Source organism: Escherichia sp. KCJ4928 (genome assembly GCF_004352695.1).
Lineage (GTDB): Bacteria > Pseudomonadota > Gammaproteobacteria > Enterobacterales > Enterobacteriaceae > ECMA0423.
On record NZ_SJWV01000027.1, the window covers coordinates 1 to 18,684 of the forward strand.

Annotated in this window: 17 protein-coding genes and 2 tRNA genes; 11 read left to right on the forward strand and 8 right to left on the reverse strand. The window is 49.7% G+C overall.

All coding sequences use genetic code 11. The features are described 5' to 3' along the window. The first annotated feature begins 243 nt into the window (after positions 1-243). The 6 genes from E0D98_RS06500 (at position 244) to ydhT (ending at position 5,974) form a co-directional block, all read left to right on the forward strand. Entirely contained in the window at positions 244-870 is a 627-nt protein-coding gene (locus E0D98_RS06500; RefSeq protein ID WP_001070230.1) for a ferredoxin-like protein, read from the forward strand. Between the two features lie 20 nt (positions 871-890). After that, positions 891-2,993, forward strand: a complete 2,103-nt coding sequence (locus E0D98_RS06505; RefSeq protein WP_001273517.1) for an aldehyde ferredoxin oxidoreductase — start codon at positions 891-893, stop codon at positions 2,991-2,993. Between the two features lie 12 nt (positions 2,994-3,005). Beyond that, entirely contained in the window at positions 3,006-3,644 is a 639-nt protein-coding gene (locus tag E0D98_RS06510) for a YdhW family putative oxidoreductase system protein (protein WP_001299088.1), read from the forward strand. 63 nt (positions 3,645-3,707) lie between these two features. Next, positions 3,708-4,376, forward strand: coding sequence for a 4Fe-4S dicluster domain-containing protein (locus tag E0D98_RS06515; protein ID WP_001310861.1), 669 nt, complete (start codon positions 3,708-3,710; stop codon positions 4,374-4,376). Further along, the gene (gene phsC, locus E0D98_RS06520; protein ID WP_001069997.1) at positions 4,373-5,158 is read left to right on the forward strand and encodes a thiosulfate reductase cytochrome B subunit; all 786 of its coding nucleotides are present in this window, start codon (positions 4,373-4,375) and stop codon (positions 5,156-5,158) included. The genes E0D98_RS06515 and phsC overlap by 4 nt, the downstream gene beginning before the upstream one ends. 3 nt (positions 5,159-5,161) lie before the next feature. After that, on the forward strand, positions 5,162-5,974 hold the full coding sequence (gene ydhT, locus E0D98_RS06525) for a protein YdhT (RefSeq protein ID WP_000587560.1): 813 nt from the start codon (positions 5,162-5,164) through the stop codon (positions 5,972-5,974). An 11-nt stretch (positions 5,975-5,985) separates the two neighbouring features. On the opposite strand, the gene E0D98_RS06530 is transcribed toward ydhT, so the two are convergent. The 4 genes from E0D98_RS06530 to E0D98_RS06545 all read right to left on the reverse strand — a co-directional run bounded on the left by E0D98_RS06530 (position 5,986) and on the right by E0D98_RS06545 (position 8,286). Beyond that, entirely contained in the window at positions 5,986-7,590 is a 1,605-nt protein-coding gene (locus E0D98_RS06530; RefSeq protein WP_000716922.1) for an FAD-NAD(P)-binding protein, read from the reverse strand. A 125-nt stretch (positions 7,591-7,715) separates the two neighbouring features. After that, complete coding sequence (locus tag E0D98_RS06535) at positions 7,716-8,021, reverse strand: monooxygenase (protein WP_000212657.1); 306 nt, start codon at positions 8,019-8,021, stop codon at positions 7,716-7,718. A 107-nt stretch (positions 8,022-8,128) separates the two neighbouring features. Further along, positions 8,129-8,205: transfer RNA gene (locus E0D98_RS06540), tRNA-Val, on the reverse strand. A gap of 4 nt (positions 8,206-8,209) precedes the next feature. Further along, positions 8,210-8,286 (reverse strand) — tRNA-Val (locus tag E0D98_RS06545). Between the two features lie 307 nt (positions 8,287-8,593). Here E0D98_RS06545 and E0D98_RS06550 point away from each other — a divergent pair. After that, the gene (locus E0D98_RS06550) at positions 8,594-9,850 is read left to right on the forward strand and encodes an AIDA repeat-containing protein (RefSeq protein ID WP_000534293.1); all 1,257 of its coding nucleotides are present in this window, start codon (positions 8,594-8,596) and stop codon (positions 9,848-9,850) included. Between the two features lie 40 nt (positions 9,851-9,890). On the opposite strand, the gene mdtK is transcribed toward E0D98_RS06550, so the two are convergent. After that, positions 9,891-11,264: a multidrug efflux MATE transporter MdtK gene (gene mdtK, locus E0D98_RS06555; RefSeq protein ID WP_001174942.1), complete on the reverse strand. Its 1,374-nt coding sequence runs from the start codon at positions 11,262-11,264 to the stop codon at positions 9,891-9,893. 214 nt (positions 11,265-11,478) lie between these two features. Between mdtK and ribE the strand changes: the two genes are divergently transcribed. Further along, positions 11,479-12,120, forward strand: coding sequence for a riboflavin synthase (gene ribE / locus E0D98_RS06560; protein WP_000493947.1), 642 nt, complete (start codon positions 11,479-11,481; stop codon positions 12,118-12,120). Positions 12,121-12,159: 39 nt separating this feature from the next. Here the strand turns inward: ribE and cfa are convergent, their stop codons facing one another. Continuing rightward, positions 12,160-13,308 carry a cyclopropane fatty acyl phospholipid synthase gene (gene cfa / locus E0D98_RS06565; protein WP_000098911.1) on the reverse strand — a complete coding sequence of 383 codons (1,149 nt, stop codon included), beginning with the start codon at positions 13,306-13,308 and terminating at the stop codon, positions 12,160-12,162. Between the two features lie 290 nt (positions 13,309-13,598). Further along, entirely contained in the window at positions 13,599-14,810 is a 1,212-nt protein-coding gene (gene punC, locus E0D98_RS06570; protein ID WP_001182363.1) for a purine nucleoside transporter PunC, read from the reverse strand. 112 nt (positions 14,811-14,922) lie between these two features. On the opposite strand from punC, the gene punR reads away from it, so the two are divergent. Beyond that, positions 14,923-15,855: a DNA-binding transcriptional activator PunR gene (punR, locus tag E0D98_RS06575; protein WP_000269501.1), complete on the forward strand. Its 933-nt coding sequence runs from the start codon at positions 14,923-14,925 to the stop codon at positions 15,853-15,855. Here punR and purR read toward each other — a convergent pair. Then, complete coding sequence (gene purR / locus E0D98_RS06580) at positions 15,852-16,877, reverse strand: HTH-type transcriptional repressor PurR (RefSeq protein ID WP_000190982.1); 1,026 nt, start codon at positions 16,875-16,877, stop codon at positions 15,852-15,854. The genes punR and purR overlap by 4 nt on opposite strands. Before the next feature lie 298 nt (positions 16,878-17,175). Here purR and cydH point away from each other — a divergent pair, with 298 nt between their 5' ends. Beyond that, positions 17,176-17,265 (forward strand): cytochrome bd-I accessory subunit CydH, encoded by a 90-nt coding sequence (cydH, locus tag E0D98_RS06585; protein WP_000102278.1) that lies wholly within the window; start codon positions 17,176-17,178, stop codon positions 17,263-17,265. 165 nt (positions 17,266-17,430) lie between these two features. Continuing rightward, entirely contained in the window at positions 17,431-18,600 is a 1,170-nt protein-coding gene (locus E0D98_RS06590; RefSeq protein ID WP_000701031.1) for an MFS transporter, read from the forward strand. Positions 18,601-18,684 lie beyond the last annotated feature (84 nt).

The window sequence follows — 18,684 nt, forward strand, 5'->3', positions numbered from 1 at the left end:
CTTATAATTTCTTGCTTTGTAATTTTAATTGATAACGATCAATGTTAAGGGCTCAGAATAATCACATTATTTTTTCTCCTAACCATAAAGGATTAGTTTATCGGCGTTAAATCTTTTCTCATACACTATCGGGTTAGGGAAAATATCTGGTGTTGGGGACAGAGTCAGCAGCGTATTAGTTGAATGCTTAATATCAGGCTGCTGAATTGTCAGCACTGTGTTTGCGAAGAGGATGCGAAATAAATGAACCCGGTTGATCGTCCACTATTAGATATTGGCTTAACGCGATTAGAATTCTTGCGTATATCAGGAAAAGGCCTTGCTGGTCTAACAATTGCCCCTGCGTTACTGTCACTTTTGGGTTGCAAACAGGAAGATATTGATAGCGGCACAGTAGGGTTGATAAATACACCCAAAGGGGTGCTGGTGACCCAGCGAGCGCGATGCACGGGTTGCCACCGCTGTGAAATCTCTTGTACCAACTTCAACGATGGCTCAGTAGGGACATTCTTCTCCCGTATCAAAATCCACCGCAATTATTTCTTTGGCGACAACGGGGTTGGCTCTGGCGGCGGCCTGTATGGCGATCTCAACTATACCGCGGACACCTGCCGTCAATGCAAAGAGCCGCAATGCATGAACGTCTGCCCGATTGGTGCGATTACCTGGCAGCAGAAAGAAGGCTGTATTACCGTCGATCATAAACGCTGTATTGGCTGTAGCGCCTGTACTACGGCATGCCCGTGGATGATGGCCACCGTAAATACCGAAAGTAAAAAATCCTCGAAATGTGTGTTATGCGGTGAATGCGCAAACGCCTGCCCAACAGGGGCGTTAAAAATTATCGAGTGGAAAGATATTACTGTGTGAATCTTGCAAAGGAAAAAATCATGGCTAACGGTTGGACAGGTAATATATTAAGAGTCAATCTCACGACAGGAAATATTACCCTCGAAGATTCCAGTAAGTTTAAAAGTTTTGTCGGTGGCATGGGCTTCGGCTACAAAATTATGTATGACGAAGTACCGCCAGGCACGAAACCTTTCGATGAAGCGAATAAATTAGTCTTTGCTACCGGCCCATTAACTGGATCTGGTGCCCCCTGTAGTTCTCGCGTAAATATCACCTCACTTTCTACTTTTACCAAAGGAAATTTAGTTGTCGATGCCCATATGGGTGGCTTTTTTGCAGCGCAAATGAAATTCGCTGGATACGACGTCATTATTATCGAAGGGAAGGCGAAATCACCGGTATGGCTGAAGATTAAAGATGACAAAGTTAGCCTGGAAAAAGCCGATTTCTTATGGGGAAAAGGGACGCGCGCAACGACGGAAGAAATTTGTCGATTGACCAGTCCGGAAACCTGTGTGGCGGCTATTGGTCAGGCTGGGGAAAACCTTGTTCCTCTCTCTGGCATGTTGAATAGCCGTAACCACAGCGGCGGTGCGGGAACTGGCGCAATTATGGGTTCGAAAAACCTGAAAGCGATTGCGGTTGAAGGGACGAAAGGGGTCAACATTGCCGATCGTCAGGAGATGAAGCGTCTCAACGATTACATGATGACTGAACTTATTGGTGCGAATAACAACCATGTCGTGCCAAGTACGCCGCAATCGTGGGCAGAGTATTCAGATCCCAAGTCACGTTGGACAGCACGTAAAGGGCTGTTTTGGGGCGCGGCTGAAGGTGGTCCGATTGAAACGGGGGAAATTCCGCCAGGCAATCAGAACACGGTCGGCTTTCGTACCTATAAATCCGTTTTTGACTTAGGTCCGGCGGCAGAGAAATACACAGTAAAAATGAGTGGCTGCCACTCTTGCCCGATCCGTTGTATGACCCAAATGAATATTCCTCGGGTGAAAGAGTTTGGCGTGCCCAGCACAGGTGGTAACACTTGTGTAGCCAACTTTGTCCATACCACCATCTTCCCGAACGGGCCGAAAGATTTTGAAGATAAAGACGATGGTCGTGTGATTGGTAACCTGGTTGGTCTGAATTTGTTCGATGACTACGGCCTATGGTGTAACTACGGGCAGCTGCATCGCGACTTTACTTATTGTTACAGCAAAGGGGTGTTCAAGCGTGTTCTGCCAGCTGAAGAGTATGCGGAAATTCACTGGGATCAACTGGAAGCGGGTGACGTTAATTTCATTAAAGATTTTTACTACCGTCTGGCGCATCGTGTGGGTGAGCTGAGTCACCTGGCTGATGGTTCATATGCCATCGCAGAACGCTGGAATTTGGGTGAAGAGTACTGGGGCTACGCAAAAAATAAACTCTGGTCGCCGTTTGGCTATCCGGTTCACCATGCCAATGAAGCGTCAGCGCAGGTCGGTTCCATTGTTAACTGTATGTTCAACCGTGACTGCATGACGCATACCCATATCAATTTTATTGGTTCGGGTTTGCCATTGAAACTGCAGCGTGAAGTGGCGAAAGAGCTTTTTGGTTCTGAAGATGCCTACGATGAAACCAAAAACTACACGCCAATCAATGACGCAAAAATTAAATATGCAAAGTGGTCGCTGTTGCGGGTCTGTTTGCATAACGCCGTCACCCTGTGCAACTGGGTCTGGCCAATGACCGTTTCGCCGCTGAAAAGCCGTAATTACCGGGGCGATCTGGCGCTTGAAGCCAAATTCTTCAAAGCGATCACCGGCGAAGAGATGACTCAGGAAAAATTAGATTTAGCTGCAGAGCGTATCTTTACGTTGCATCGTGCCTACACGGTAAAACTGATGCAAACCAAAGATATGCGTAATGAACACGATCTTATCTGTTCCTGGGTATTCGACAAGGATCCGCAGATCCCGGTCTTTACTGAAGGTACTGACAAAATGGATCGTGACGATATGCATGCTTCGCTCACGATGTTCTACAAAGAAATGGGCTGGGACCCACAGCTTGGTTGTCCGACCCGCGAAACATTGCAGCGTCTGGGGCTGGAAGATATTGCCGCCGATCTGGCAGCACACAATCTACTGCCTGCGTAAGGAATGGGTGAGATGAACCATCGGGATGAATTGCCGTTAGCGAAAGTCAGCGAAGTTGACGAGGCGAAGCGGCAATGGTTACAGGGGATGCGTCACCCCGTTGATACGGTAACCGAACCAGAACCGGCTGAAATCCTGGCAGAGTTCATTCGCCAGCATTCTGTGGCTGGGCAGCTGGTGGCGCGCGCCGTGTTTCTCTCGCCACCCTATTCGGTTGCAGAAGAGGAGCTGTCAGTTTTGCTGGAAAGCATTAAGCAGAACGGAGACTACGCGGATATCGCTTGTATGACGGGAAGCCAGGATGATTACTATTACTCAACGCAGGCCATGAGTGAAAACTACGCGGCGATGTCTTTGCAAGTTGTGGAGCAGGACATTTGTCGCGCCATTGCACACGCCGTTCGTTTTGAGTGCCAGACGTATCCTCGTCCTTACAAAGTCGCCATGCTGATGCAAGCGCCATATTACTTCCAGGAAGCGCAGATTGAAGCCGCGATCGCCGCGATGGATGTTGCACCTGAATATGCCGATATACGGCAGGTGGAGTCATCGACGGCGGTGTTGTACTTGTTTAGCGAGCGATTTATGACCTATGGCAAGGCTTATGGCTTATGCGAATGGTTCGAGGTAGAGCAGTTTCAGAACCCCTGAAATTTCAGGGAGATGTCATGGATAGGGTGGACAGTTGCAGCCACTGCATTAGGGGATAATCAGATGTCCTTCACTCGACGCAAATTTGTTCTGGGGATGGGAACAGTAATCTTTTTTACTGGTTCTGCGTCTTCTCTGTTAGCGAACACGAGGCAAGAAAAGGAAGTTCGGTATGCCATGATTCATGACGAGTCACGGTGCAATGGCTGTAATATTTGCGCCCGCGCATGCCGTAAAACTAACCACGTCCCCGCTCAGGGAAGCCGTTTATCGATAGCACACATTCCAGTCACCGATAACGATAACGAAACGCAGTATCACTTTTTTCGCCAGTCATGTCAGCACTGCGAAGATGCTCCGTGCATCGACGTATGCCCGACAGGGGCGTCGTGGCGTGATGAGCAGGGGATCGTGCGGGTAGAAAAATCGCAGTGCATCGGCTGCAGTTATTGCATTGGCGCTTGTCCGTACCAGGTTCGCTACCTTAACCCTGTCACTAAAGTGGCAGATAAATGTGATTTCTGCGCTGAGTCCCGACTGGCAAAAGGCTTTCCGCCCATTTGCGTCAGCGCCTGCCCGGAACACGCATTGATCTTTGGTCGCGAAGATAGCCCAGAAATTCAGGCGTGGTTGCAGCAAAATAAATACTATCAATATCAGCTACCTGGTGCCGGGAAACCGCATCTGTATCGCCGGTTCGGTCAACATTTGATTAAAAAGGAAAATGTATGAACCCGTCGCAACATGCTGAACAGTTTCAGAGCCAGTTAGCGAACTATGTGCCACAGTTCACTCCCGAATTTTGGCCGGTGTGGTTGATCATTGCCGGAGTATTGCTGGTTGGGATGTGGTTGGTGCTGGGGCTGCATGCCTTGCTTCGTGCTCGTGGCGTGAAGAAATCAGTCACCGATTATGGTGAGAAGATTTATCTTTACTGCAAAGCGGTCAGATTATGGCACTGGTCGAATGCGTTACTCTTTGTATTGTTGCTGGCAAGTGGGCTGATAAATCACTTTGCGCTGGTGGGCGCAACTGCGGTTAAAAGTCTGGTTGCGGTGCATGAAGTTTGCGGATTTTTGTTACTCGCATGCTGGCTCGGCTTTGTGCTGATCAATGCCGTTGGGGGTAATGGTCACCACTATCGCATTCGTCGTCAGGGGTGGCTGGAGCGAGCGGCAAAACAAACGCGATTTTATTTGTTTGGCATTATGCAGGGGGAAGAACATCCTTTCCCGGCAACAACCCAGTCTAAATTTAATCCCTTACAGCAGGTCGCCTATGTTGGTGTTATGTATGGATTGCTGCCGTTGTTACTATTGACGGGGCTGCTGTGTCTCTATCCGCAAGCCGTGGGAGATGTGTTTCCTGGCGTAAGATACTGGTTATTGCAGGCGCATTTTGCTCTGGCATTTATAAGCCTCTTTTTTATCTTCGGTCATCTTTATCTTTGCACCACGGGGCGTACGCCACACGAAACCTTTAAAAGCATGGTCGATGGCTATCACCGGCACTAACGAATGATCATTACACGAGCAGACCTGCGAGAATGGCGTATCGGAGCGGTGATGTATCGCTGGTTCCTGCGCCATTTCCCACGCGGCGGTAGTTATGCCGATATTCATCATGCACTGATTGAGGAAGGATATACGGACTGGGCGGAGAGTCTGGTTGAGTATGCGTGGAAAAAATGGCTGGCGGATGAAAACTTCGCGCATCAGGAAGTTTCCTCTATGCAAAAACTGGCCACAGACCCCGGAGAGATACCATTTTGCAGTCAGTTTGCCCGCAGCGACGATCATGCTCGCATCGGCTGTTGTGAGGATAACGCCCGAATCGCAACCGCTGGGTATGCCGCGCAAATTGCCAGTATGGGTTATAGCGTGCGGATTGGAAGTGTCGGCTTTAACAGTCACATTGGCAGCTCCGGTGAACGCGCACGGGTTGCTGTAACCGGTAATTCTTCGCGGATAAGCAGCGCTGGAGATAGTAGTCGGATTGCGAATACCGGAATGCGAGTACGCGTTTGTACATTGGGTGAACGGTGTCATGTCGCCAGTAATGGTGACCTGGTGCAAATCGCCAGCTTTGGCGCAAACGCCAGAATTGCCAACAGCGGCGACAATGTACACATCATTGCCAGCGGTGAAAATTCAACGGTAGTGAGCACGGGCGTGGTCGACTCAATTATTCTCGGGCCAGGGGGAAGCGCCGCACTGGCATATCATGACGGCGAAAGAGTTCGCTTCGCCGTCGCCATTGAAGGTGAAAACAATATTCGAACCGGAGTCCGCTATCGTCTTAATGAACAGCATCAGTTTGTTGAGTGCTGATAGCTTTACCTTTAATCAAACGAAAGACGCCGACGAGCACGGGATGCAGGCTTTACGACCGCCCGAGCCATCGCCTCACCAATTTCTGCACATGCCGTAAGTCCCTGAACGAAAGGCTGGTCGTGCATCAACCAGGGCAACGCGCCGAACGCTACGCGTCCACGAATATCTTCGGGTTGCTGTAACGTATAATCTTCGCCAACATCAGGGATTTCATCCCCTGTTTTCTGTAATTGCTCGCGTAGCCCAGGGAAAGGAATATCTTTCACTTTAAGCGGACGCTGTCCGCGGGCATCAATAAAAACGTCAAACGAGTAGCTGTTGTCTTCCGTTTTCAGGACGGTGCGCGACTCATTAATTTCCATTTTGTAGTCTTCACCGAGGGCGAGAATATGAATGATTCCCGCTTCACGTAAGGCAAGTAGGCGACGAATAGACTCTGAAGGGATTGCCGCATAATTATCGATGAAAACCCTGGCAAGGCCTTTACTGAACCGTTTATGGTCGTGTTCATTCAGATGAGGAACAATTTCCTGTACGGCTTCATGCAGGCGCAGAATGACATAACGCCAGGGAACAGTATGTTTTTCTCGTTTATTGCGTTCGACTTCCTGGAGATTTTTTTCTGCCCAGTCAAATGGGTCGCGTTGTTTGCGCTCGGCAAACCAGGCTTGAGCAAAGGAATCGACATTCAGGCTCTCTAAGGCTATGCGTTGGCTCCAGTCTGGATCAGCAAACTTGATTTCCTCTACTATCAATCTAAATACCCGATCCAAAAGGCCCTCTTCACCTTTTTGAATCTCAGCATTTAATGCCTGATCGGTGACGATGTGTAAGGGCTCGTAGGGAATAGGGCAATAGAAATCGGCTTCGGGTAAAATACCCGTGCGCGACATCAACGTAATATTTAGCTTTTCACTTGCGTTATCGCGGTTAAAAACGACGTGTTGTTTATCATCTTCAATGAACGAACCATGCTGAATAGCCACTGCCATTGCCGCATCCAGTCCGCTCAAGGATGTTCCCATAATACCCACGTTACACGCATCGACCTTTGCTTCCATCAGGCCTGACCACGGACTGGGAAAATACGTTCTGGTTGCTTCTTCTTCATCAGGCCAGACGTGACCCGTGGCAATCACCGCTAAATCAAACGTCTCGCTGGGTAAATCCTGATTTGTAGCGAGCATGACGCCAGCATTTGTAATTTGCAGATCGGTAACCTGGCATGATTCATAAACAGCCACTGCAAATTTTTGCTGTCGTGCCTGGTCTACTAATCGTAAAAATTGATCGCGGAAATATTCGCCCAGCAGAATTCGCGGTAAAAACTGACGATCGTGCAAGGTTTCTTTTTTAACGCCATAACGCTGGAGATGGCTGGCTTCTTGCTTTTGTAGCCATTCGAGATACGTACAATTAATCGGCGGTATTTCAATACTGGCAATATTTGCCAGCATCATTTTTGAGTTTTCCTCATCACTGTATGGCATCCCGACACCGGCCTCGTCAGCCTGCTCGAAGATAGAAATAGAAAGTGGAGTTTGTTGCTGTAGAAGCGAGAATAAGGTGTAGATCCCCGTAGGCCCGGCACCCACAATAGCAATTTTTTTCATTGTTACTTACCTGTACGCATTCTTTCGAATTTAGTGTTATCAGATAAGTTTGGTTGAGATTTTTAGAATTTGAGAAATTTCAGACAGGGATGAAAAGGGCGCTAACCGCCCTTGATTAAATTCTGTCAGGCGAGTTTTGCCTGATTGATTTGACTCAGTGGCTCATTGACATCGAAAACTTTGGCGACAACTTCCTCAACGCCGAGATTTTTAAGTCGGGCAGTATGTTTTTCCAGATAGGCAAGGGCGCTTTTTTCATCAGTAAAAAGATAGATCCCACCGGCTTCGTGGTTCTTTTCACTTTCTGTCCATACCTTCCACAGAAAACCAGGTTCCTGATTAATCGACTCAGCAAGCGGTTTAAGCTGCTCAGCCATTGCGTCGCCAAATGGGCCATTAAAAGCAAAATGAAGTTGTAACAAAGTTGCCATAGCGATTCTCCTTCTGATAACGCATACGAAGACAGTGTAAATCTTTTAACGTATTGGATACAGAGAAGAAACAGAGGGAAAAAGGAGAAGACCAGATTAAGAAAATCTGGTGCGTCCGAGTGGACTCGAACCACCGACCCCCACCATGTCAAGGTGGTGCTCTAACCAACTGAGCTACGGACGCAGGATGGTGCGTTCAATTGGACTCGAACCAACGACCCCCACCATGTCAAGGTGGTGCTCTAACCAACTGAGCTATGAACGCAACGTTGTAGGTGACAACGGGGACGAATATTAGCGGCAGAGTGGGAAGGTGGCAAGAGGCAAAACGTAATTTTCTGCGCTATTTCGACCGTTTGCAGAGCTTTTAAGCAAATTGGCTATATTTTGTTGATTTGCAAGGGCGATTTTTATTCAGGATCGCATTTACATCTGATACAACCCAATAATTCGTGTATCAGAGTTTAAACAGAGTTGTTTGCCACCATCTCAAATCTGTCGTGGATAAATCCTCCGTAGCCTTTACACTTAGGTAGCAATAAAGGCACACAGATGCAGCAAAGGAATAAATCATGGGATCTGATGCGAAAAACTTGATGAGCGACGGGAATGTGCAAATTGTTAAGACCGGCGAGGTCATTGGCGCGACGCAACTTACTGAAGGCGAGTTGATTGTTGAAGCTGGCGGAAGAGCCGAAAATACCGTGGTCACGGGGGCTGGCTGGTTGAAAGTGGCAACCGGTGGGATCGCCAAATGCACACAGTACGGTAACAATGGCACGCTATCGGTCAGCGACGGTGCCATTGCCACAGATATTGTTCAGTCCGAGGGAGGCGCAATTAGTCTCTCTACGCTCGCTACGGTTAATGGCCGCCATCCCGAAGGTGAATTCAGCGTTGATCAGGGTTATGCCTGCGGTTTGTTGCTGGAAAATGGCGGTAACCTGCGTGTACTGGAAGGACATCGCGCGGAAAAAATCATTCTCGATCAAGAGGGCGGCCTGTTGGTTAATGGGACAACCTCAGCGGTCGTGGTAGATGAAGGTGGTGAATTGTTGGTGTATCCAGGTGGGGAAGCCAGCAATTGTGAGATTAATCAGGGCGGCGTTTTTATGCTGGCCGGGAAAGCCAGTGATACGTTGCTTGCTGGTGGCACCATGAATAATCTCGGTGGTGAAGACTCTGACACTATTGTTGAGAATGGATCCATTTATCGTCTGGGGACGGATGGCCTTCAGCTCTACAGTTCCGGTAAGACGCAAAACCTGTCCGTGAATGTGGGTGGTCGGGCTGAAGTGCATGCCGGTACGCTGGAAAATGCGGTAATACAAGGTGGAACAGTGATCCTGTTGTCACCCACCAGCGCGGACGAAAATTTTGTCGTAGAGGAAGATCGCGCACCGGTTGAACTGACCGGGAGTGTTGCATTACTGGACGGCGCTTCAATGATTATTGGCTATGGCGCAGATCTGCAACAATCAACGATTACTGTACAGCAGGGCGGTGTGTTGATTCTCGACGGCAGTACGGTAAAAGGTGACGGTGTCACTTTTATTGTTGGTAACATCAATCTGAATGGCGGAAAACTGTGGCTGATCACTGGTGCGGCAACGCATGTGCAACTGAAAGTGAAACGCCTGCGCGGAGAGGGAGCGATTTGCCTGCAAACCAGTGCGAAAGAAATCTCACCTGACTTCATCAATGTGAAAGGGGAAGTTACCGGGGATATACACGTTGAGATAACAGATGCCAGTCGGCAAACTCTGTGCAGCGCTCTGAAATTACAGCCAGACGAAGACGGGATTGGCGCAACGCTCCAGCCTGCGTAAAAACACAGGCGCAACCCGTGAAGGTTGCGCCTTGTCTTTATTAGCGGGATGCTCGTTGCAGAATGATAACTGACGGCAGACGTTGCAGGAACCGCATACGCAGCATCATCATAATGGCTGCCGACGTCAGGCCAATAATAAAGCCTATCCAGAAGCCTGCTGGCCCCATAGGTTCAACGACCAGATCGGTCAGTGCCAGAATATAGCCGCTTGGCAAGCCCAGCACCCAGTAAGCCGTAAAGGTGATATAGAAAATGGAACGCGTATCTTTATAACCACGCAAAATCCCACTGCCAATCACCTGGATTGAGTCAGAAATCTGATATACCGCCGCCAGCAACATCAAATGCGCAGCCAGCGTTACAACCTCGGGATTGTCGTTGTACAACAGGGCGATTTGCTCCCGCAGTGAAACCGTGAATATGGCCGTCAGGGTTGCCATACAGACACCCACCATAAGCCCGGTCCGCGCAGCGGTTTGCGCATCCAGCGTTGAGCCCTGACCCAGACGATAACCTACGCGGATAGTTACCGCTGCCGCCAGCGACATTGGAAGCACAAACATCAGTGAACTAAAGTTCAGGGCAATCTGGTGTCCTGCGACATCAACAATACCGAGCGGAGACACTAACAGAGCCACGACGGCAAACAGTGTCACTTCAAAGAATAGTGCCAGCGCAATCGGCAAACCGAGTTGAATCAGTCGTTTCATAACCGCAGGATCGGGTTTCGCGGTGCCTTTTTCGTTACGAATATCGCGCATGGAGCGGGCGCGTTTAATGTAAGAAACCATGGCAAGGAACATGACCCAATACACCGCCGCAGTAGCCACGCCACAACCAACGCCACCGAGCTCAGGCATACCGAAATGACCATAAATAAAGATATAGTTCACCGGAATGTTCACCAGCAGGCCGATAAAGCCCATTACCATACCCGGCTTGGTTTTTGCCAGACCTTCACATTGGTTACGGGCAACCTGGAAGAACAGATAGCCCGGCGCGCCCCACAACAACGCACGCAGATAACCCACGGCTTTGTCCGCCAGAGCCGGATCGATGTTTTCCATGGAGCGGATAATGTAACCTGCATTCCACAGCACAAGCATAATGAGAACGGAAACAAAACCTGCCAGCCAGAAACCTTGTCGCACCTGATGCGCAATGCGCTCACGTCGACCGGAACCATTTAATTGCGCGATAACCGGCGTTAATGCCAGCAGCAGTCCGTGACCAAAGAGGATCGCCGGAAGCCAGATAGAAGTACCGATAGCGACCGCCGCCATGTCGGTGGCACTATAGCCGCCCGCCATCACGGTATCGACAAAACCCATCGCAGTTTGGGCGATTTGCGCGAGAATCACCGGGATTGCTAATGCTAATAACAGACGCGCTTCACTGATATACTTCTGCACGTGAACACCTTTTATTTGTAGTTATATGAGAGACTAAAAAGCCGCCTGAATGGGCAGCAAAAAGAAGAAGCAGGGGAAATTCAGTCTATTGTAGCGAGGATTTATTAATTCTCCAGTGAAAAAATAGTCATTCTTACCCCTTCACTGGTAAGGGCGTTTGCCACCTGCTATTGTGCTGAACAGAATGTCTTAACTGATTTCAGGAGTTGTAAGTATGTTTACGGGGATTGTACAGGGCACCGCAAAACTGGTGTCGATTGACGAGAAACCAAATTTTCGTACGCATGTGGTGGAGTTACCCGACCACATGCTGGACGGCCTGGAAACAGGTGCTTCCGTGGCGCATAACGGTTGCTGCCTGACCGTGACGGAAATTAACGGCAACCATGTCAGTTTTGACCTGATGAAAGAAACGTTACGCATTACCAATCTTGGCGATTTAAAAGTGGGGGATTGGGTAAACGTTGAGCGTGCGGCGAAATTCAGTGATGAAATTGGCGGACACTTAATGTCAGGTCATATTATGACCACCGCTGAAGTGGCGAAAATATTAACCTCGGAAAATAATCGCCAGATCTGGTTTAAAGTCCAGGATAGTCAGTTGATGAAATATATCCTGTACAAAGGATTTATTGGCATCGACGGTATTAGCCTGACCGTCGGCGAAGTCACGCCAACGCGTTTTTGCGTCCATTTAATTCCGGAAACTCTGGAACGCACGACTCTTGGGAAGAAAAAACTCGGCGCACGCGTCAACATTGAAATTGATCCACAAACTCAGGCAGTGGTAGATACGGTAGAACGTGTGCTGGCGGCACGAGAAAATGCCATGAATCAACCAGGTACAGAAGCCTGATCTGAAATCGCCCCCGGAGAGGGGGCGATAGAATAGCCTTTAGCGAGCGACTCGAAGGCCGTTTTCAACACCGCGTGAGAACACGACCTGCCAGAGCTGAATATCACGGGCGCGGAAAGCACCTGCACAGGCATTCAGATAATAGGTAAACATTCGTTTAAAGCGTTCACTGTAGTTATCCGCAATTTCTGGCCATGCGGCGAGGAATCGTTCATACCACGCCATCAACGTAGTATCGTAATCAGCACCGAAGTTATGCCAGTCTTCCATCACGAAGTGGGGTTCGCTGGATTGAGCAATCTGGCGTACAGAGGGCAGGCAACCGTTCGGAAAAATATATTTATTAATCCAGGGATCAACATTCAGATCGGTTTTTTTCGAACCGATAGTATGGAGCAGGAATATACCTTCCGGTTTCAAATTACGATCCACCACCGCAAAATAGGTATCGTAATTTTTCGGTCCGACGTGCTCGAACATCCCCACAGAAACAATACGATCAAACTGGTCGTTCAGGTCACGATAATCTTGCAGCAAAATGGTGACATCCAGGCCTTCACAGCGTTCCTGAGCCATTTTTTGCTGTTCGGCAGAAATGGTGACGCCGACCACGCTTACGTCATAGTTAGATGCCATGTAGTGCGCCAGTCCGCCCCAGCCGCAGCCAATATCCAGTACGCGCATCCCTGGTTTTAACTGCAATTTTTCACAAATCATTTTGAGCTTCGCCTGCTGGGCAGATTCCAGATTATCGGCATCTTTCCAGTAAGCGCAGGAATATTGCATGAAGGGATCAAGCATGCGGCTGAACAAGTCATTACCCAAATCGTAATGCTCCTTGCCGACTATCCAGGCACGTTTTTTACTCTGCAGATTGAAGAGACGAGCGCTGGCAATACGCAGCGTGTCTTTGAAATGATGGGGGAGTTGGTTCTCGAGACCTGCGCGTAAGACTTTGCTAAAAAACATATCCAGTCGGTCACATTCCCACCAGCCATCCATATAACTTTCGCCTAACCCCAAAGAGCCTTCTTGCAGAACGCGTTTAAAAAAATCGGGGTTTTTCACACGAATATCCGCCGGGGCAGAACCGTTAATGGCTATACCGGCACGGCTAAGTAATTCGTTGGCGATACGGTACCAGTTGTCATCCGGTACACTGACTTCTTCTATACACGATGAACTCATAGTTTCTCCATCACTGGTCGGTGATCAGAACCTTAAAACAGCGTAGACGCTTTTTGGGCTTTGTGAGAAATCTCGCAGAAAAAACCGCGAGTCTATAATCCGACGTAGAACAGAGGGAAAGGAGGAACCTTTGCCGAAATGACCATCCATAGTGAGTCGGGAACGATCCTGTCCCCGTAAAAACATAATATTTATCGTAGCTTTAACAACTCGAAATTAGTATAGGCCGCTAATTTCAATCATACAACAAAATTTTGTTAGCAGCCTAAGTATAAGTATATCGATATAGATCAGTGTGATTCGCTATGAGCGACTTCGGCATTGCCATGATTCTGGCAGCCAACTTCTTCACAACGTTGCATCATGTAACCCAGAGCGACCAGCACTACTGTTGATAACATCACGCTGGTGGTGGTGAGCAATGGCGTGCTGATACTGATCAGCCAGGAAACTACCAGACTTGCGAGGAAGCACAGACCCAGTTGTAGAGTGTTCTGCAACGCTGCGGCGCGACCAGTTGCGTGTGGGAAGGGACGCAGCGCCTGGGCGACAACAATCGGGTAGATCGCGCCATTGGCAATCGCCATCACACAGAATGGGATCAGGATTTCGACCAGCGACACATGGCTAATGAAGCCTGCAGCCCAGGTCGCAATGACGCTGACTGCAAACAGCACCAGCAACCACGGTAATAACTGCTTGCCTTGCCATTTCTGCAGCGCGGCGCGACAGCCATAACCACCAATCAGAAACGCGATAGTTTGCGGGACATAACTTAAACCAATAACTGCCGGGCTGTAGCCCATTTCACTAAGGATGAACGGTGAACCGGTCAGCCATGCAAAAAAACTGGCTGAACAGGCCGCGTATATCAGCACGTTGCCGCGATAGGTTTTAGAACGTAGCAGGTCGGTAAAGGTCAGACCATCCTGACTATTGTTACGGGCCTTCGTCGTGGGTTTGAGCCAGAAAATAGGCAGAATCAGCACCACGGTAATGGCAAACAGGGTGGCGAAAATCGCCTGCCAGGAAAAATGGACCAGCAGCCAGCTTCCTAACAGAGGAGCCAGGGCCGGAGATAGACCCACCAGCGGCATGATGGTCGCAAAAATTCGGTTAACTTTCTGTGAAGGATAATAATCCGTCACTAACGCTTGCCAGATAACCGCCGCGGCGCAGACACCCACAGCCTGTACAAAACGCAATACCAGCAGCGTAGCGGCGTTTTCTACCCACAGCATCCCCAGACTACCTAACGCAAAAATTGTCAGGCCGATTAATAACACCGGTTTACGACCATAACGGTCGGAGAGTGGCCCCCACAGAAGCTGGGCTGCGGCAAAACCGGCAAGGAACAGACTAAGGCTGGCACTGACAGCAGACGCAGGCGTTTGCAGGTCGGCCTGTATGGCGGCGAAAGCAGGCAGATACATATCGGTTGCCAGAAAACCGAGTACGCTCAAACCCGCCAGCCAGACTAAAAATCTTTTCCCAGGTTGCATGTATATTCTCTAAATCTCTCAATTAAACACCGCCGCAAAGTGTAGGGAGTGAAATTAGTGTTGTGAAACGGTAATATTTGATGACTGGTTTCAAAAATTTTGCAGGCAGACTATGTGGTCAGAATATTCACTCGAAGTTGTTGATGCGGTAGCGCGTAATGGTAGTTTTAGCGCTGCGGCACAGGAGCTGCATCGCGTTCCTTCTGCGGTCAGCTATACCGTGCGTCAGCTGGAAGAGTGGCTGGCGGTGCCGCTCTTTGAACGACGGCACCGTGATGTGGAGCTGACCGCTGCTGGAGCGTGGTTTCTCAAAGAAGGGCGCTCTGTTGTCAAAAAAATGCAGATCACCCGCCAGCAATGTCAGCAGATAGCGAACGGCTGGCGCGGTCAGTTAGCTATCGCAGTGGATAATATTGTCAGGCCAGAACGTACACGGCAGATGATCGTTGATTTTTATCGCCATTTTGATGATGTCGAACTTCTTGTCTTTCAGGAAGTGTTCAACGGTGTCTGGGATGCGCTTTCCGACGGGCGCGTGGAACTGGCGATTGGCGCAACACGCGCGATTCCGGTAGGCGGTCGTTATGCCTTCCGGGATATGGGGATGCTAAGCTGGAGTTGCGTTGTTGCCAGCCACCACCCGCTGGCGTTGATGGATGGCCCATTCAGCGATGATACGTTGCGCAACTGGCCGTCGTTGGTGCGCGAAGACACCTCGCGAACGCTACCTAAACGTATTACCTGGTTGCTGGATAACCAAAAAAGAGTTGTCGTGCCTGACTGGGAATCATCGGCAACCTGTATCTCGGCAGGATTATGCATAGGGATGGTGCCAACACATTTCGCCAAACCGTGGCTTAATGAGGGGAAGTGGGTAGCACTTGAATTGGAAAACCCCTTCCCGGATTCGGCATGTTGTCTGACATGGCAGCAAAATGATATGTCGCCTGCGTTAACCTGGCTGCTTGAGTATCTCGGCGATAGTGAGACGCTGAATAAGGAGTGGCTGCGGGAGCCGGAAGAGACTCCCGCAACGGGTGATTAACGACGATAGTCGCGGAACGGGCCGTCAGCCACGGAGCGGCGTTCAATCAAGCGCGGATGCACTTCAATGGACTGCGGTTCTTCACGTTTGTTGACGATACGATCCAACAGCATGTTGAACGCTGTTTCACCCAGCGAATCTTTTGGCTGGTGGATCGTGGTCAGCGCCGGCGTAAAATAGCGGGCGTTGCGCACGTTATCATAACCGATCAGCGAAACATCCTGCGGGACGCGCAGACCCATTTCATCAGCAGCACAAAGTGCGCCCATTGCCATGATATCGCCACCACAGAAGACGGCAGTAGGGCGATGCGGCTGCGACAGTATTTGCTGCATGGCGCGATAACCAGATTCGGGTTCAAAGTCACCCTGAACAATCCAGCTTTCCGGCACCTTGATCATCGCTTCTTCCATCGCCTTCATAAAACCGGCAAGGCGGCCTGCGCCGGTGTTACGTTCCAGCGGGCCGGGGATGACGCCGATTTCGCGGTGACCGCGTTCAATCAGATAACGCCCGGCCATGTAGCCGCCTTCGAACGCGTTATCAATGACCGCATCGGTGAAGTCAGCTTTTGCTTCACCCCAGTCCATCACCACCATTGGGATATGGCGATACTCTTCCAGCATCGCCAGCAACGGCTCTGGGTACTCAGAACACATCACCAGCAGACCATCGACGCGTTTTTGCGCCATCATCGACAGATAAGCCCGCTGTTTCTCAAGATTGTTCCACGCATTACCCAGAATCAGGGTGTAACCTTTCTGGAAGCAATTTTTTTCAACCGCTTCAATGATCTCGGCAAAATAGGCCGCTTCGCTGCTGGTCGCCAGCAAACCGATAGACTTGGTGTGGTTAACCTTCAGGCTACGCGCCACCGCGCTAGGGGAGTAGTGTAATTCTTTAATCGCTGCCCACACGGCGTTGCGCGTTTCTTCAGCGACGAAACGTGTTTTGTTGATTACGTGTGACACAGTTGTAGTGGAAACGTTTGCTCGTTTCGCTACATCTTTTATTGTTGCCATTCCATTTCACTCCAGACCCTAACTTCAGCTCCTGCAAAATCGCAAGGTAAACGTTTGCCTTTACACACCTTACGCACAACAAAAGTGTTGCGGTACGCCGGAAAAACGACACGGAGCGTCAGGAAGGGGTCAATGGCCAGTACGCAAATAGTGTAAGCGTGGAATTTTGGCCGATCTTGACGAAAAGGGGAAGTGGTAAAAACACTTATCATTATAAATGACGGGAGATTTTTTCATCACAGTGTGTAAAAATGCGTAATATCACTATTTGTGTGGTAATAAAAAAGGAGAAAACTTGATGAGCACCGACCTTAAATTTTCACTGGTAACAACGATTATCGTCCTCGGTTTGATCGTGGCCGTGGGTTTGACTGCCGCGCTGCACTGATTTCCTCTCGAGGGAGCGCGTTCTCCCTCGCATCTCCTTCCTGTTTGTTAGCAAAATGGCAAAAGTGTTTTCTCTTTTTGTTATTTTCATTTTTTTGTGATTGCTGTCATGCTTTCGCCACTTTAATGAATATCGCGTAATGACGCGAAGAGGTGGAGATAAGGCATGAAAATTAACTATCCGTTGCTGGCGCTGGCGATTGGCGCGTTTGGTATCGGGACAACGGAGTTCTCGCCAATGGGCTTGTTGCCCGTCATTGCGCGCGGTGTGGATGTCTCGATTCCCGCTGCCGGAATGTTAATCAGTGCCTATGCAGTTGGCGTAATGGTTGGCGCGCCGCTGATGACGCTTCTACTTTCTCATCGTGCCCGCCGCAGTGCGTTGATTTTCCTGATGGCAATTTTCACGCTCGGCAACGTACTTTCCGCCATCGCGCCGGATTATATGACCCTGATGCTTTCACGCATTTTGACCAGCCTGAATCACGGAGCATTTTTTGGTTTGGGTTCAGTCGTGGCCGCAAGCGTGGTGCCAAAACATAAACAGGCCAGCGCAGTTGCCACTATGTTTATGGGGTTAACCCTGGCAAATATCGGTGGCGTGCCGGCGGCGACCTGGTTGGGTGAAACCATCGGCTGGCGGATGTCATTTCTGGCAACGGCGGGGCTGGGAGTGATTTCAATGGTAAGTCTGTTCTTCTCATTACCTAAAGGTGGTGCAGGGGCACGACCTGAAGTGAAAAAAGAGCTGGCGGTATTAATGCGTCCGCAGGTGCTGTCTGCATTGCTGACGACGGTACTGGGAGCTGGTGCAATGTTTACCCTCTACACCTATATCTCTCCGGTACTGCAAAGTATTGCCCACGCAACACCGGTGTTCGTTACGGCAATGCTGGTGCTGATTGGTGTCGGATTCTCTATCGGTAACTATCTCGGCGGCAAACTGGCAGATCGTTCAGTTAACGGCACGTTGAAAGGCTTTTTGTTGTTGTTGATGGTGATTATGCTGGCAATCCCGTTCCTGGCCCGCAATGAGTTCGGCGCAGCTATTAGCATGGTGGTGTGGGGCGCAGCAACCTTTGCGGTCGTACCGCCGTTACAGATGCGCGTGATGCGTGTCGCCAGTGAAGCGCCAGGTCTGTCTTCATCAGTCAATATTGGTGCCTTTAATCTTGGAAATGCGCTGGGAGCAGCTGCTGGTGGTGCGGTAATTTCCGCTGGGCTGGGATACAGCTTTGTGCCGGTGATGGGAGCGATTGTCGCGGGACTGGCATTATTGCTGGTGTTTATGTCAGCCAGAAAACAACCTGAAACAGTTTGCGTTGCTAACAGCTAATTAAACAAAAACGCAGAAGGATAACCTTCTGCGTTACAGTTGCTGACAACGTGCGATTTATCTTGCCGAATGCGCTGTTAACGC